This is a genomic window from Streptomyces sp. NPDC042364 (assembly GCF_056437585.1).
Genome location: NZ_JBWKAJ010000004.1, coordinates 343,920 through 359,374 on the forward strand (window position 1 = coordinate 343,920; position 15,455 = coordinate 359,374).

The 15,455-nt window shown below is 69.6% G+C and carries 13 protein-coding genes, 1 tRNA gene and 2 pseudogenes; 9 read left to right on the plus strand and 7 right to left on the minus strand.

The window, feature by feature from the left end; all coding sequences use genetic code 11:
- Positions 1 to 111 precede the first annotated feature (111 nt).
- The 5 genes from AC067N_RS10980 (at position 112) to AC067N_RS11000 (ending at position 6,286) form a co-directional block, all read left to right on the plus strand.
- Entirely contained in the window at positions 112 to 1,503 is a 1,392-nt protein-coding gene (locus AC067N_RS10980; RefSeq protein WP_478678576.1) for an FG-GAP and VCBS repeat-containing protein, read from the plus strand.
- Positions 1,504 to 1,706: 203 nt separating this feature from the next.
- Positions 1,707 to 2,102, plus strand: coding sequence for a nuclear transport factor 2 family protein (locus AC067N_RS10985; RefSeq protein ID WP_478678577.1), 396 nt, complete (start codon positions 1,707 to 1,709; stop codon positions 2,100 to 2,102).
- Positions 2,103 to 2,360: 258 nt separating this feature from the next.
- Positions 2,361 to 3,836, plus strand: coding sequence for an FG-GAP-like repeat-containing protein (locus tag AC067N_RS10990; protein ID WP_478678578.1), 1,476 nt, complete (start codon positions 2,361 to 2,363; stop codon positions 3,834 to 3,836).
- A gap of 258 nt (positions 3,837 to 4,094) precedes the next feature.
- Positions 4,095 to 5,114 (plus strand): Yip1 family protein, encoded by a 1,020-nt coding sequence (locus AC067N_RS10995; RefSeq protein WP_478678579.1) that lies wholly within the window; start codon positions 4,095 to 4,097, stop codon positions 5,112 to 5,114.
- A gap of 752 nt (positions 5,115 to 5,866) precedes the next feature.
- A complete protein-coding gene (locus AC067N_RS11000) occupies positions 5,867 to 6,286 on the plus strand; it encodes a DUF6578 domain-containing protein (RefSeq protein ID WP_478678580.1) in 420 nt (139 codons plus the stop codon).
- A 188-nt stretch (positions 6,287 to 6,474) separates the two neighbouring features.
- Here the strand turns inward: AC067N_RS11000 and AC067N_RS11005 are convergent, their stop codons facing one another.
- Both AC067N_RS11005 and dcd read right to left on the minus strand, forming a co-directional pair.
- A complete protein-coding gene (locus AC067N_RS11005; protein ID WP_478678581.1) occupies positions 6,475 to 6,990 on the minus strand; it encodes a phosphoribosyltransferase in 516 nt (171 codons plus the stop codon).
- On the minus strand, positions 6,987 to 7,562 hold the full coding sequence (gene dcd, locus AC067N_RS11010) for a dCTP deaminase (RefSeq protein ID WP_478678582.1): 576 nt from the start codon (positions 7,560 to 7,562) through the stop codon (positions 6,987 to 6,989). The genes AC067N_RS11005 and dcd overlap by 4 nt, the downstream gene beginning before the upstream one ends.
- Positions 7,563 to 8,162: 600 nt before the next feature.
- Between dcd and AC067N_RS11015 the strand changes: the two genes are divergently transcribed.
- Positions 8,163 to 8,236, plus strand: a tRNA-Gly gene (locus tag AC067N_RS11015).
- A 273-nt stretch (positions 8,237 to 8,509) separates the two neighbouring features.
- On the opposite strand, the gene AC067N_RS11020 is transcribed toward AC067N_RS11015, so the two are convergent.
- The 5 genes and pseudogenes from AC067N_RS11020 to AC067N_RS11040 form a co-directional block, all read right to left on the minus strand.
- The gene (locus AC067N_RS11020) at positions 8,510 to 9,187 is read right to left on the minus strand and encodes a hypothetical protein (protein ID WP_478678583.1); all 678 of its coding nucleotides are present in this window, start codon (positions 9,185 to 9,187) and stop codon (positions 8,510 to 8,512) included.
- Between the two features lie 551 nt (positions 9,188 to 9,738).
- On the minus strand, positions 9,739 to 10,179 hold the full coding sequence (locus AC067N_RS11025; protein ID WP_364905259.1) for a DUF5615 family PIN-like protein: 441 nt from the start codon (positions 10,177 to 10,179) through the stop codon (positions 9,739 to 9,741).
- Entirely contained in the window at positions 10,179 to 10,820 is a 642-nt protein-coding gene (locus tag AC067N_RS11030) for a DUF433 domain-containing protein (RefSeq protein ID WP_037706733.1), read from the minus strand. Before AC067N_RS11030 ends, AC067N_RS11025 begins: the two co-directional genes overlap by 1 nt.
- 202 nt (positions 10,821 to 11,022) lie before the next feature.
- A pseudogene (locus tag AC067N_RS11035) lies at positions 11,023 to 12,176 on the minus strand (tyrosine-type recombinase/integrase).
- Positions 12,176 to 12,319, minus strand: a pseudogene (locus tag AC067N_RS11040) (excisionase family DNA-binding protein); the annotation flags it as partial. The pseudogenes AC067N_RS11040 and AC067N_RS11035, both read right to left, overlap by 1 nt.
- A 35-nt stretch (positions 12,320 to 12,354) precedes the next feature.
- Between AC067N_RS11040 and AC067N_RS11045 the strand changes: the two are divergent.
- The 3 genes from AC067N_RS11045 to AC067N_RS11055 all read left to right on the plus strand — a co-directional run bounded on the left by AC067N_RS11045 (position 12,355) and on the right by AC067N_RS11055 (position 15,410).
- Positions 12,355 to 12,609 (plus strand): zinc finger domain-containing protein, encoded by a 255-nt coding sequence (locus tag AC067N_RS11045; protein WP_478678717.1) that lies wholly within the window; start codon positions 12,355 to 12,357, stop codon positions 12,607 to 12,609.
- A 681-nt stretch (positions 12,610 to 13,290) separates the two neighbouring features.
- Positions 13,291 to 13,740 carry a plasmid mobilization relaxosome protein MobC gene (locus AC067N_RS11050; RefSeq protein ID WP_120054378.1) on the plus strand — a complete coding sequence of 150 codons (450 nt, stop codon included), beginning with the start codon at positions 13,291 to 13,293 and terminating at the stop codon, positions 13,738 to 13,740.
- Positions 13,737 to 15,410: a relaxase family protein gene (locus AC067N_RS11055; protein WP_478678584.1), complete on the plus strand. Its 1,674-nt coding sequence runs from the start codon at positions 13,737 to 13,739 to the stop codon at positions 15,408 to 15,410. The genes AC067N_RS11050 and AC067N_RS11055 overlap by 4 nt, the downstream gene beginning before the upstream one ends.
- The last annotated feature ends 45 nt before the right edge of the window (positions 15,411 to 15,455 follow it).

Consider the following 15,455-nt stretch of genomic DNA (forward strand, 5'->3'; position numbering starts at 1 on the left):
ATCCGCAAGCACACCACGGCAACCAGCCCTGGCCGCCCGACCACCCGACCACCCGGCCGCCCGGCCGACGCATCTCATCGCCCCTCACAGCCTCTTCAGGAAGAACCCCTCATGAAGCGCCCCCTCCGCACCGCCCTGGCCGCAGCCACGGCGGCCACCCTGACCGGCGGCCTCCTGACCCTCGCCACCGCCGCTCCCGCCACCGCCGCCCCCGCCAAGCACGCCGACGACTTCAACGGCGACGGTCACCGCGACTACGCCGTCTTCTCCTACGGCCCGGAGGGGTCCAGCAAGGGCGGCGGTGTCCTGGTCACGTTCGGCACGGCCGACGGCCCCGGAACGAAGACGCAGTTCATCGACCAGTCCGGCGCGGGCGTCCCAGGAACCGACGAGACGGACGACTTCTTCGGCGAGGTCCGCACGGCCGCCGACTTCAACAAGGACGGCTACGGCGACCTCGCGGTGTCCGCCAACGGCGAGAACGTCGGCTCGTACAGGGACAACGGCACGGTCACCGTCCTGTGGGGCGGCGCGAAGGGCCTGTCCGGCGGGACGGCCCTGCCGAACAAGGGCGCGAAGGGCGCGTCCGGCCTGGCCACCGACCTCGCCACGGGCGACTTCAACGGCGACGGCAACCAGGACCTGGCCATCGTCCGCGACCACAAGACGTACGTCTACCGGGGCGCCATCACCAGGTCGGGTGTGAAGGGCTCGGTGACGGTCCTGGACAAGGACACCTCGTCGTTCTACTCCACCGCCGTCGTCTCCGGGAAGATCGACAAGGACGGCAAGACCGACCTGGTCGTCATCGGCGACGTCGTCACCGACACGTTCATCGGGTCCGACGCCTGGTTCATCAAGGGCGGCAAGGCGAAGCTGTACCCCGGCAAGTCCCTCCGCCTCGAATCGGTCAAGGGCAACGGCGGCCAGGCCGAGCGGGGCGGCGACGGCGTGATCGCCGACTTCGACAAGGACGGCTACGGCGACCTCGCGATCGGCACCCCGCTGTACGACGGGCACCGGGGCCGCGTCACGGTCTGGTACGGCGGTGCCACCGGCCCGTCGTCGCGCACGGCCCGCTTCACCCAGGCCACGAAGGGCATCAAGGACACCCCCGAGGCCCACGACGTCTTCGGCGCGTCCGTCTCCGCCGGCGACGTGAACGGCGACGGCTACCGTGACCTGGCCATCGGCGCGTACGGCGAGAAGCTCGGCACCCACCCCTACGCCGGCGCCGTCCACGTCCTCCAGGGCTCCAAGTCCGGTCTCACCACCACGGGCGCCCAGTGGTTCGCCCGCGACACCGCCGGCGTCCCCGGTGACCTGGCGGACGAGTCCTTCGGCAACACGGTCCGCCTCCGCGACACCGACCGCGACGGCAAGGCCGACCTGTACATCAGCGCGAACTACGGCTCGGTCCTGCTGCGGGGTTCGTCGAAGGGCATCACGACCGCGGGCGCCCAGTCGGTGAACGGCGACATCATCCCGGGCATGCTGCAGTAACGACCGGCCCACGGCCACGCGGACTGCACAGGAGTACGAAGAGCCCGGCGCGGCGCATGGGGCGCACGAACCCGCCGGGCTCTTCGCTCGCAAAGGAGCGCGTACACGCGGACAGCGGCACGCGCACTCGCGATGCCACCCTCCCGCGCGGATAATTTCCCTATCGGATCAATCACCACAAAAGGGAAAGCCGGCGACCCGTCATGGCTGAGCACCCCAACGCGACCCTCGTCCGCAAGGGCTACGAAGCGTTCTCGCGTGGCGACATGGACACCCTCCGCGGCCTGATGGCGGCGGACTGCACACACCACGTCCCCGGCAGCCACATGCTCTCGGGCGACCACAAGGGCCAGGACTCGATGATCCAGCTCTACCAGCGGCTCTTCGACGAGACCGGCGGAACCTTCAACGTCGAACTGAGCCATGTGTGCGTCGACGGCCGGGGCCACGCCGTCTCCGTACACCGCTACACCGCCGAACGCGGCGGCAAGCGGATAGAGCAGAACGGCTGCCTGATCTTCCGCATCGTCGGGGAGAAGATCACCGACATCGACGAGTGCCAGGAGGACATGGACAAGGAAGCGGAGTTCTGGTCCTGACGCAGGGGCCGGACGAAGAGCCCGGAGCGCTCGCGCTTCCCTGAGTACGGTGAACTGCGCGAGCTCCACGACGCTCCCGGCCCCGCACACGCGCCCGCACCCGCGCCCGCCGACGGCCGGTGCCCCCCCGAGCCACCCGGCACCCGGCACCCGGCCCCTCAAACGGAGCACAACCGCACAACCCCACCCGGCCTCCAGGTGTCAAACAGGTGAACCAGCACCATCTGCCGACATCCGGCCACCCACCTGGAGCCCCTCGTGCACAGACGGACGTACGCCCTGGCCGCCGCCGTCGCGGCCTGCTCGGCCACGACGGCACTCGCACTCGCACTGGCCCCCCACGCGCTCGCCGCCCCCGAGCCCTCCCCCGTCACCAGCGACTTCAACGCCGACGGCTACGCGGACCTCGCCGTCGGCGTCCCCGACGCCACCGTGAACGGCAAGGCCAAGGCCGGCTACGTGCACGTCCTCTGGGGCGGGGCCAAGGGCCCGGGCAACCACGGCGGCATCCGCATCAGCCAGGCCACCGCCGAGGTCCCCGGCAGCCCCGAGACGGGCGACCGCTTCGGCGCGGCCGTGGCACTGGAGGACCTCAGCGGTGACGGCGTGGCCGAGCTGCTCGTCGGCGCCCCCGGCGAGGACGTCACCGGCCGCGGCACGGACGCGGGCGTGGTCGTCGTCGTGGGCGGCGGCAAGGGCAGCTCCCGCCCCGGATCGAACGCCCTCGTCGGCCCCTCCGCCGGCTCCGCGTACGGCTGGTCGGTCGCCGCGGCAGACGTGACCGGCGACGGCGGCCGGGACATCGTGGTCGGCGGCCGCGACAAGGTCGTACTGCGCGCCGTCGTCGACGGTGGCGAGGACCTCGTCACCACCACCGTCCTCGCCACCCCCATGGGTGGCCGCGCCCCCGTCCTCGCCACCGGCGACTTCAACGCCGACGGCACGGACGACCTGGCCCTCGCCTTCCACACGATCAACGCCCCCTACACCCAGTCGCACGTACGGCTGTGGACCTGGGACCCGACCGAGCGGCGCATGGACAACTTCTGGAACGCCAGCAACGGCGCGGCCTCCGCCCTCGCCACGGGCGACTTCGACGGCGACGGCCTGGACGACCTGGCCCTCGGCGAGTGCCGCGAGATCGCCGACGAGAACATCGACGACCCGTGCGGCCCCGAGTCGTACTTCAAGGGCGGCGGCATCCACATCCTCTACGGCCACCCGTCCTCCTTCGGCTTCCGCACCCAGACCCTCAACCAGGACACGGTCGGCGTGTACGGCGTCGCCGAGAACGGCGACCGCTTCGGCGCCTCCCTCGCCGTGCTGGACTGGAACCGCGACGGCCGCGACGACCTGATCGCCGGCGCCCCCGGCGAGGCCATCGGCTCCCGCGCCCGCGCCGGCGCCGCGACGCTCCTGCTCGGCCACAGCAGCGGCATCGTCGACCCGTTCGGCGAGGCCACGTCCGTGCAGTACCACCAGGACCGCCCCCGCGTCCCCGGCACCGCCGAGACGGGCGACGCCTTCGGCGCGGCCGTCGCGACCGGCGACTACAACAAGGACGGCATCCCCGACACGGCGGTGGGCGCCCCCGGGGAGAACGGCGGCTCCGGCGGTGTCTGGCTCCTCCCGAAGACCTCCGTCACGGGCTCGTACGCCCTCACCCCGTCCAAGCTGGGCCTGCCGTCCCCGTCGACGGCCCTGTCCTACGGCAGGTACCTGAGCAGTCACTGAGCCCCAGCGATCAGCCGGCACCAGTGATCAGCCACTGAGCCGGGCCCGGCCGGGAGGCCGTCCGGGCCCGGCCCCGGCCGCCCGCCCGGCCCCGCACCCCCGGGCACCCCCAGCCCACCGGCACCCCTGCCGACCTCTGCCCCCGAACCCCCTGACACCCCACCCCCGACACCCCCACCCCCCGACAACTCCCCTGACGCCTTACGGATGATCCCCGAGCGCGATCTCCGACCCGAGTACCTGACGATCCCTTAGGGGATGTCACAGCTCGGCCGCAAAGCCGGGCCGGTGGCCCCCGGTCCCGCACACCGCTCGCCGGGACCAGGTACGTTCGATGACGTGGCTGGATTCAGGATCGGACGCGGCCGGGACAACGGCGCTCCTCAAGCGCGACCGCAAAACCCCCCGTACGGACAGCAGGCCCCGCAGGCCGGCGGCCCGTCGTACGGCTATCCCCAGACGCCCCCAGGACCGCCGTACGGCGGCGGCCGGGGCGGCAACCAGGGCTGGCCCCAGACGCACGGCGGCCGCCCCGGCAACTACGGGCCGCAGGGCCATCAGGGGAACCACGGCGAGCCGGAGTACTTCGGCGACGGCGGCGACCACCACGGCGGCGCCGGCGCGGACCCGTACGCGGCCAACAACCCGGGCCACACCCAGATGTTCGCCGTCGGTGAGGACCCCTACCACCAGAGCGACACCTACCGCTCCGGGCACGCCCCCGCGGCCCCGGTCGGCCCGCGCCTGCCCTGGAAGGCCCTCCTCAAGGGCATCGTCACCAACCCGAACCAGACGTTCCTGGTGATGCGCGACTACGCGGTGTGGGGCCCCGCCCTCATCGTGATGTTCCTCTACGGCCTGCTCGCCGTGTTCGGCTTCGACACGGCCCGCGAGGACGCGATCAACGCGACGCTGTCGAACGCCGTGCCGATCGTCCTCGTCACCGCGGTGACGATGGTGCTGAGCACCTTCATCCTGGGCGTGGTCACCCACACCCTGGCCCGCCAGCTCGGCGGCGACGGCGCCTGGCAGCCGACGGTCGGCCTCTCCATGCTGATCATGGCGCTCACGGACGCGCCCCGCCTGGTCGTGGCGATGTTCGCGGGCGGCGACGCGCCGTTCGTCCAGATCCTCGGCTGGATCACCTGGGTCGCCGCGGGCGCCCTGATGACCCTGATGGTCTCCAAGTCCCACGACCTCCCGTGGCCGAAGGCGCTGGGCGCGTCGGCGATCCAGCTGGTGGCGATCCTGTCCCTGATCAAGCTGGGCACGTTCTAGACAGAGGCACCCCGCTTCGAGCGCACACGAGTGAGGGGCTCCCCGCCGACCGGCGGGGAGCCCCTCACTCACTTGATGCGAGGGCAACGGCCCGAGCTGATCTACGATCCGGCCCGCAGCCGACTGGGACCCCCCGAACAGCCGCCTGCTTGTTCTCCTTCCGTCCCTCGCTCGACCTGCACCGGAGGCAGCACACTCCACGACAAGCGCCGCCTGAGCCGCCGCAGACGGGGACTCCGCCCTGAGCGTTAGTTCCTCCGGCGACGTCCCTGCGCATAGGGACCGTGGCGATCGTGTTCCCGCCATTCCTCGTCATGGGGGTCGCGGTCTTCGCCGTCCGCGTTGTCCCCAGGAGTCGAAATGTGTTCCCCCCTGTTGACCTTGGCCAGCAGCGAGGCGAGGGGATCAGGGGGACCATCGCTGAAACGATCGGAGCCGCGCTCGGGCGGCGACCCCGACTCTGTCCCGTCGTGACGCGACCGTGATGTACCGCTCATGAGCAGCCCCCTCCGACTCACTGAGATGCACTCGGGATCTTTCCCCTGGCAGGTCGTGGGCAACCGACTTCGACCTTGCCAGTCCGGATGACATCAACGACGCCGGACGTCGGCATACACCAGCGTCTCTGTCCGGCCGTCGCACAGGACGAAGGCCGCAGCCAGAGAGGGCTCGGATCGAACCCCTAAAGCGGATGTCGTAGATCATCCGCGAGGCCCCGATACGCTCAGGACCTTCGGAGGACAATTGGCAGCATGACGTTGACGATTTGGGTCGATGACTGGCAGATCCAGTGCTGCGGACAGAACTTCGCACCAGGGGACGTTGTCTCCTGGACGCTGCTGGAGGTCGATCCGGAGGACTACGCCGACGTCGTTGGCAGCGAACGTGCGGATGAGATCGACTTCCGCGAGGAGCATCACGGCCAGGAGCAGGGCCGCGCACCCACCTCGGTGGAGGTGATGTCGATCACCGAGGTGCACTGCCGTTACGGGGTACCCCCGGGCGCTACGGACACGGTGAACCACCCTGTTCCGGGCACGACCGTGCTGGTTCCGGTCAAGGAGGCGGACGGGTGGGCGAAGGCCAGGCAGGACGTCAGTTTCGCGGGCTACCTGGTGACGGCCCGGTGTGCCACAGACGGGCCGGAAGGTACGGCTGCACGCGGTCAATGAAGGAGCCGGCGGGACAGACTTCCTGCCCGCGGTCGCGTGTAGAGCTACGGATCAGAAGGTGCGCGTGCCCCGTCCGTGCCCGACCCAGCGGGGAACCACGGGGAACCACGGGGAACCACGGCACCGAGCGGACACCGCACACCGGATCGGCCCCTGACCGTATTACCTCCCAGTCGCAACGAACCAGGTCAGAGCGCTTCCTTGGACGGCGTGACCGGCTCCCCCGACTTACGTACTACAGGCAAGACGCTCCACGGGAAGTTGATCCACTCGTCCGTACGCTTCCACACGTACTCGCATTTCACGAGGGAGTGGGACTTCTCGTAGATCACGGCGGACCTGACCTCGGCCACGGCGTCGAGGCAGAAGTCGTGGACGAGCTTGAGCGTCTTGCCGGTGTCGGCGACGTCGTCCGTGATCAGGACCTTCTTGTCGGAGAAGTCGATCGCGTTGGGCACGGGCGCGAGCATGACGGGCATCTCCAGGGTGGTACCGACGCCGGTGTAGAACTCCACGTTGACCAGGTGGATGTTCTTGCAGTCGAGGGCGTAGGCGAGGCCGCCGGCGACGAAGACACCGCCGCGGGCTATGGAGAGGATGATGTCGGGCTCGTACCCGTCGTCGGCGATGGTCTGCGCGAGTTCGCGCACGGCGGCGCCGAACGCCTCGTAGGTGAGGTTCTCCCGGACCGGGGACACGCTCACACCTGCGTCCGGTGGAAGCTGAGGAAGGAGCGGGACGCGGTCGGCCCCCGCTGCCCCTGATACCGCGACCCGTACCGCTCGCTCCCGTAAGGGAAGTCGGCCGGCGAGCTGAGCCGGAACATGCACAGCTGCCCGATCTTCATGCCGGGCCACAGCTTGATCGGGAGCGTCGCGAGATTCGACAGCTCCAGCGTCACGTGACCGGAGAACCCGGGGTCGATGAACCCGGCGGTGGAGTGCGTGACGAGCCCGAGCCGCCCGAGCGAGCTCTTGCCCTCGAGCCGGGAGGCGAGATCATCGGGCAGCGTGATGACCTCGTAGGTACTGGCGAGAACGAACTCCCCGGGATGCAGGATGAACGGCTCGTCACCCTCGGGCTCCACGAGCCGGGTGAGATCCGCCTGCTCGATGGAGGGGTCGATATGGGGATACCGGTGATTCTCGAACACCCGGAAGAAGCGATCGAGCCGCACGTCGATGCTCGACGGCTGCACCATGGATTCGTCGTACGGATCGATCCGCACCCGTCCCGCGTCGATCTCGGCCCGGATGTCCTTGTCTGAGAGAAGCACGCCCCGAGGATACGCAAGACGCGCGGACCCTCCGCATTCGGGCGGGGAACCGCGCGTCTCACAACTACCCGAGCCGGCACCGCACCCCTACCACTGCGGGTCGATGCCCCTGCTGACTGCTACTGCTGGTGGTCCTACCGCCGACCGCTTACCGCCTCTCCAAGGCGACCGGCACGACGCTGCGCAGCCGGGCACAACGAGGGCAACGGATGAGCCGACCGGGGCCGAGGCGCTCGGCCTGCTGCATCGGGAACGAAGCGGTGCTGAACACGTGCCCATCGGCACAACGGACGACGGTGCGCTCCATCAAGTCCAAGAGTCCCTTCCCCAAGAGCCGCGTCTGATGGCCGACCTCACGCCGACCTGACGACGAAAGCCACATTACGGGATGATTGGGACGGCCCTCCAGGCGGCACTCCGATCCACCGGAGGCCCCACACGGACCCCCCTCCGCGCGTCCACCGTACGCCCCAACTGCCGTACCCCGCAGCCCCGTCCCCACGCCGGAAACAGACCCGGGCCCCACGTCATCAACACGCGGGGCCCGACATGAGGTAAAGTAACGAAGCGTTCCGACACCGGCACCGACCGGCGTCTTACGCGGGTGTAGTTTAATGGTAGAACATCAGCTTCCCAAGCTGAGAGCGCGAGTTCGATTCTCGTCACCCGCTCCACTTCGAACCCCCAGGTCGTTGGCCCGGGGGTTGTTTGTTGTCTAGTCCAATTTGGGGGTGGCGTGCCCTTGGCGTGCCCTAAGTGCAGGTCGAGAGCCCTTTCCGCGGCCCTCCAATGCCGCTTCGGGAGTCTCAGCCGCCAGGTGTCCCGAATCGTGAGACGCATTTCGTGTGACCTGGGTCACCATTGAGAGCCGGACCTGCGAAGTCACCTAAGCAAAGCCACAGTTGCCCCAGGACCCGCGTGGCCGTGCTGGGCCGGGGCCGCTCAGGTCAGGCAGGAAATAGTTCGAGGATGCGGGTGACTCGCCCCCAGCCGGCCACCAGCGTGGCGGCGAGAACCGCTGCCCCAAGGGTCAGCCACGGACGCACATCCTCTGCCACCCCCATCGACGGCAGGGCGCGTGCGGCGCCGGCTGCCGCAGCCATGGCCGCGAGGATCGCCATGGCGACGTGGGCCGACTCGCGCCAGGTGTTCCGCAGACGCGACACGGGCCGGACATCTTGGAGCAGCTCGACGGGCAGAAGCGCCGCCTGTCGGCCGTACAAATGGTTCTCGGCGATGACGAGCTGCAGCCGTGCCAAATCGGTCAGCGCGGGCTCCGGGTCGACGTCCACCTGGTGCAGCGCCACCCGCTGCACCCCGGCGACCAGCGCGGCATGCCGTTTGATCGGCCGGATCCTGGAGGAGCGGCGCGGAACCGAGCCAGCGATGCTGTGTACCTTGAACAGTCGCTTCTCGATGTGCCGACAGCTCTGATCCAACTGCCGCAGCGCCCTGGACCGGCCCCTGCCCCTGCCCCTGCCCCTGCCCCGAGGTGCAGTGCGTACCTTGGCTGCGACCACAACCGCATCGATCACTGCCAGGACCAGCCGGTAGCGAGCGGTCGAGCTCCATCGTATGGCCCAGAACACGGGCCATAGGAACACGCCAGACATGATCGCGAGCATGATCGTCCAGTCAAGGAGACTCAAGGCCGGGGTGTTCCCATCCTCTGCCGTCCAGTGAAGGTGCTCTATCGCCCGCGCACCCCAGGCCCAGCGCAGGTGTGAGACTCCGGCCTCGGCCAGTGCGAGCGATAGTCGCCAACCCGCCCACGCCGCGATCCAACCCCCGACGACACCGACCGCGCAGGCCACCCAGTTCGGACGCCATGAGCTGAGAATGCCGCGGACCCTTGCAGCCTCTTCCACCGGGATGCACAGCTTCCCCAGGGCCGCGTCCAGCTCACCCTTACGTAGTCCTGCCCAGCCGCTCTCTTGGGCAGATCGCCTGAGCCAGAGGCGGTGGCGAGCCCATAGACGCATGGCCCAGCGTTGCAGACGTAAGTCGTACGACGCCACCCAAAATCCCCCCGCCTGAGCTGTGCCTCATGTGGTGCGGAGTCGCAGTATGTACCATCTGGTGCCGCTGCCGCAGAGCAAGCAGCTTGCTCGTTCCGGCAGTTGATGCGGGGTAGCACTCACAGCCAGGCTCGTTCGAGCAGCGTCGCCGGACGCGACTATCGCGGCCAGTAGCGAGGCGGTTCCTTGACAGGGTCAACCAGATCGAACCGCTGCTTACTGCCGGGGTTCAGACCTTTGATGTGGACGAGCTGCTGGCCTTCCGCCGCGTCGAGTTCACGGACGATCAGAGGCATGGCGGCGATCACAGCACCCATGGCAAGCCCCAGGCCGGCCATGCCTTTGTGACCATGGCTGAACCGGATGTGGTGCATGCCGGACTTCTTGATGGCGGTCGTCTCCGACGGGTCTTCCAGCTGACGTCCGTCCTTGGTGAGGAAGGCTTCGAAGCCTCTCTTCGCGGCGTCGGGGAGGAGGGCGAGGTCCTTCTTCCCCGTCCACTTGATCTCGCTGACGTGGCGCACCTCGTGCCCGGGCAGCAGCCGCCTGAGCATCTCCAGCATCTGTACCGGGACGTTCTCGTCAATGAGGATTCGCATCAGGCAGCGCGCGGTCCCGGGCTGTAGCTGTCCACGTACAGGGCGAAGGACACCGCGTCGCGGGCTGCCTCCGCTGTCACACCGGGGTAGTAGTCGGCGATCTTCTCAGGTGGGATGCCATCCTCCACCAGCTCCGCGACTGCGTCGAACGGGACGCGAGTGCCGGTGATGACCGGCTGTCCCCCTTGCGTCTCGGGGTCCACGCTGACGTGCTGCTTCGGCCGCAGCAGGTGCGGGACCACGACGCCGGCGCGGGGCGCGAACTCCTGGAGGATGTCCTCCATGGTTGCGATGACCCGCTGTCCGGGGTGCTTGACGAGATCCGTCGCGTGATCGTCGTTGTCATGGCCCACGAGGACAATGGAGTCGCCCTCAGCGACCAGCGAATAGCTGGACAGGTGCTCGAACTCGCCGAATCGCTTCAGTGTGGCCAGTGCCTTGCGGATCTTCTGCAGCGATACGTCTTGCCTGAGGATCGCGAACGCGCGTAGCGCTAGGACGTCCCGGAAGGAGTACAGGGCAGGCTTGGCCGCGAGCTCAGGGCAGAGAATCGGTCCATTGCCTCGATCCTGCCGCCATGAGCGCAGCTGCCCGGTGGTGGCCCCGGAGAGAGCCGCAGCCATACGAGTCGAGTACGCCATGATCCACTCCCTCCAGTTCTCGCGAGATCTTCTACCCCCAGCATCCCAGTTGTGCGCTTCAGGACGCTACAGGAAGTACGGAGACGCAGGACCGAAAGCGGCATGGAGGTCATTGAGCCAGCCAGCACGCTTACGATTCGCTGCCTCCCCACGCAGGGGGAGCCGGCGGAAGAGCCGGTCCCCCGAACGAGGCAAGAGAGGCTTACGCCTCCCGAGCGTCTTGCTGCGCCCCTGACGAGGCTTCGCGGAGCCTGGTACGCACTTCGGCATCGATCCCGCGTGCCAGCCGCCGCTGATGCTTCGCCGTCGAGTGCTGATAGATCAGCTGGGCCCGCTCCGAGGACTGGCCGGCGCGGACCATCAAGTCCTTCAGCTTGGCACCAGTGTCGGCGGCCAGGGTGTTGCCGGTGTGGCGGAGGTCGTAGAAGCGGTAGTTCTCCGGCATGCCGACCTTGGTCCTCGCCTTGCGCCACTTGCGGCCGAAGGTCGAGCGGCGGAAGGGGGCGCCCTTCTCGCCGATGAAGAGGAGGCCGTCCGGTCCCTTCTCGGCGAACCACTGGAGGTGGCGGCGGATCTCCGGGAGCAGGAAGTCGGGCAGGTAGACGGTGCGTTTGCCCGCGCGGGTCTTGGGGTCGCCGGTGACCCTTCTGCCGTTCGTCAGCTCGGGGGATGCGTGCGTGACGCGCAGCGCGCATTCGTCGAGATCGACACTGTGACGGCGCAGTTCGGCCAGCTCCTCCGGGCGGAGAGAGGCGAAGGCGCCCAGCAGGACCATCAGGCGCCAGCGCGGGCCCAGGGCGTCGGCGAGGTCGAAGACCTGCTCGACGGTGGCGGTGGGGCGTTCGTCGGCTTCCTCCTTGCCCGCGCCCTTGATACGGCATGGGTTGCTGAGCAGGAGGTCGTCGTCGACCGCCGTCTGCAGGATGCCCTTCAGCAGGCGGTACGACTTGGCGACCGTGGTGGCGCCGGTCGCCTTCAGACGCTCGGCTCGCCACGTGCGGACGGAGGGCGGGGTGATCTCGTCCAGGTCCTTGCCGCCGAAGGTCGGCAGGAGGTGCAGGCGCAGCAGGCCGTCGTAGCGGTCGACGGTGGTGAGAGCCAGGCCGCGCTCCTCCATCCAACGGAGTGCGTACTTCTCGAAGTTGACCGCGCGGCTTCCGGATCGCGCCATACGTTGCGCTCGATGTCGGCGCGGACGAGGTTGAGCCAGTCCTGGGCGTCGGACCTGGTCTCGAACGTCTCCGGTGCGGTGTACCGCTGGCCGTCAGGTCCCATGTAGCGGGCCTGCCACCGGCCGGAGGCGAGCTTGCGCACCGTGCCGAACTCGCGCCGCCGCTGCGGCTTGCGTCCCGCCATCAGGCCGCCTTCCCGTAGCGGGCACGGACACGGCGCACCGGCTCGACGGTGCGCGCCTCGACGTACTCGGCGATCGCGCTCTCCGGGATGCGCACAGGGCGGCCGAGCTTCACGTAGCGGATGCGGCGCTCGGCGATCAGGCGACATCGAGGAGCGCCTACGCGAGCTCGGGTCGTGCATCCCACCGGCCGTACGCGCCGAGCTCGCCCGCTACCGTCCGACCCGCGCCGCGCGCGACGCCGCCGTCGCCGAGGGCATTCCCGATGCGCTCGGCGTCCGATGCGACTGGTGCCACGCACCCGTGGGCTCCCCGTGCCGTCAACGCAGGGCGAGCCCCGACGGGACCGCACGGGGCAACGCCGTACGAGCCACTCCCCACCCGTCGCGCGTCGATCTCGCCGCTACCCGGAAAGGCCGACACCGAGCCGCCTGAACGGGACCGGCTTCGCTCCTCGCGGAGGCTACGTGGGGATACGACCGTCGGTCCCCGCACCGCGTACACGGTCCCGACGAACACTTTGGGGACGGTGTCGCGGGGACGGTGCCGACGACCACCGGGGACCGGTCCCCTCTGAAACCGCAGCTCAGAGGGCCTTTCATGCCGTCCCCAGAGCGTCCCCAGAACGGTGACCGTCCCCACAGCGGCCCCCTCGGTCCCCTCCGGGACCGGGACCGCGCAGCGGAAAGGGGACCGTCCCCGTGACGACGCGTCAGGGGGACCGTCCCCGATGAGCGTCACATCCTCGTCCCCAAACGTCTGGGGACCGTGCACCGCGGCGCTTTGGGGACCGGTCTCCGTCCCTCTCATTTCAACCGCAGCCCTCGCCCGGACAGCGCCTATCTCGGCTGCCTGTCCAGACCTCAGCCCACCACCGCCGAACTGCTCCGGCCGCTGCCCTCGCGCGGCGCCTCAGCGGCGCTCCCCCACCGAACACACCCAGGAGAACCACACGTGCACGACCGACACCACGAACACACCAACCAGCAGGAGACGCCCATCGCCCCAGACAACCGCGCAGCAAGTTGTCGGGTAAGGAGTCCTTACCCGGCCTTCGCCCCCGGGGTGGCGGAGGCACCCGGCGCCGAGGGGGCACCGGGATCGGCCGGCCCAGGGGTGCCGACCTGTACGGGAGACACCAGACCGTCGCCGCACGCCGCGCAGACGCCGACGCCACAGCGCCGCCTGCGTCAGCCGCGCCTGCGTGAGCGCCGCGTCCACCCCCGTTACAGCGACAGCGAGTTCACCGACCTCGCCCACGCCGCCGCGCTCAGCCGTATGCAGATCGGCGGCTACGTCGCCGAGGCGTCGCTCGCCGCGGCCCGCGCCGAGGACCCCACGGCCGCGATCGCCGACTACCGCACCATGGTCAAGGCACTGATGGCCGCCAACCGGCAGCTCGCCTGGCTCGGCAACAACCTCAACCAGCTCACCTGGCACCTCAACAAGGACGGCGCCTGGCCCGAGCCCGACGTCGTCCATCGGCTCCTGGCCCGCGTCGAAGCGTCGCTCGCCGACGTGGACACCGCCGTCGCCCAGGTCACCGAGGGACGGCAGGGCCGGTGATACCGAAGATCATCACCGGCAAGGGCAGCACCCGCCGTCTGATCGCCTACCTCTTCGGCAAGGGCGACGCCAACGAGCACGTCGACCCGCACCTGGTCGCGTCCTGGAACGACTTCGCCCCCGACCCCGGCCGCAGCCCCCACCGCGACCCCAAGGAGGTGGAAAAGCAGCTCTACACCCAGCTCGACCAGCCCGTGGTCATGCTCGGCCGCCAGGCTCCCCAGACCACGGTCTGGCACTGCCCGGTCCGAGCCGCCCCCGAAGACCCCATCCTGTCCGATGCCCAGTGGGCGGAAATCGCCCACCGGATCGTGGCCGCCGCCGGCATCGCCCCCGCCGGGGACACCGAAGCCTGCCGCTGGGTGGCCGTCCGGCACGCCGACGACCACATCCACATCGCCGCCACCCTCGTCCGCCAAGACGGCCGCCGCCCCAAGCGCGACTACGACATGCGGGCTGTCCAGCGCGAGGCCCGCCAGATCGAAGTCGACTACGGGCTGAGGCGGTTGAAGCCGGGCGACGGCACCGCCGCCAAGCGCCCCACCAGCAAGGAGCACTTCAAGGCCAAACGCCTGGGTCAGGACGCCACCTCTCGCGAGATCCTGCGCCGACGTGTCCGCCGCGCCATGGCCGCCGCCTCTACGGAACCCGAGTTCTTCGGCCTACTGGAAGCGTCCGGCGTGGTGGTGCGGCCGAAGACAGATCCGTCCGGAGACGTGTCCGGCTACAGCGTCAGCCTGCCCGGCGACGTCAACAAACAGGGCGAACCCATCTGGTACGCCGGTTCCACTCTCTCCGGCGACCTCTCCCTGCCCCAGATCCGCAAGCGCCTCGCAACGACCGCTCCTGAAGCGGTCGCCGTCCGACCGGGCAACCCGTGGCACCAGGCCACCGCCGCCACCGAACGCATCCCCCACCACCTCACCCACAGCGGCGACGGCATGGCCCAGGGACACCTTTCAGCGCTCGGCGGAGCGCTCGACCTGCTCTCCCTCACCGCCCCGGCCGCAGCACGGGCCGAGCTGGAACGAGCCGCCGCGGCTTTCGAGCGGGCCACTCGCTCCCGCATCGCCGCCGACCACGCCAGCGCCCGTGCCCTGCGCCGCAGCGTCCAGGCGATCTGGAACGACCCCGTACGCCACGGCGACGGCGCGGGACTGGCGATGCTGATCGACGCCGCACTCACCGCCGTCGCCTACGCCGTGCACTGGCACCGCACCCGCCAGCACGCCCAGCAGAAAGCGGCAGCAGAACAGGCCCTGGTCCATCTGCAAGCGGCGTACGCGCAGGTCGCGGAACCCGCCTTGGTGGGGCTGGCCCACCGCTCACCGGGTTTGCAGAGCAAGCGCCGCTATGCCCGCCACCTCCAGCAGGCGGTTCCCGAGCACGCCGAGCGCATCCTCAACGACCGTGCCTGGGATGCCCTGGCCACCGTGCTCGCCGAAGCGGAGGCGGCAGGCCACAATGCCTCCGCCCTCCTCGACCAGGCCGTCCGCCAACGCACGTTGGACGACGCCCGCAGCCCCGCCCGCGCCCTGACCTGGCGCATCCATCGCCTCGGCCAGCGCCACGCACCCGGCCCACAGGCACAGGCAGCCAACGCCCGCCACACCGTGCAGCGCCCGGCCGCGCCCTCGCTCTTTCCGGAGGCCAAGGGACGACAGCGCTGATCACGTCGCCACGGACACCACAGGGTCGAGGAGTTCCGATGCCTC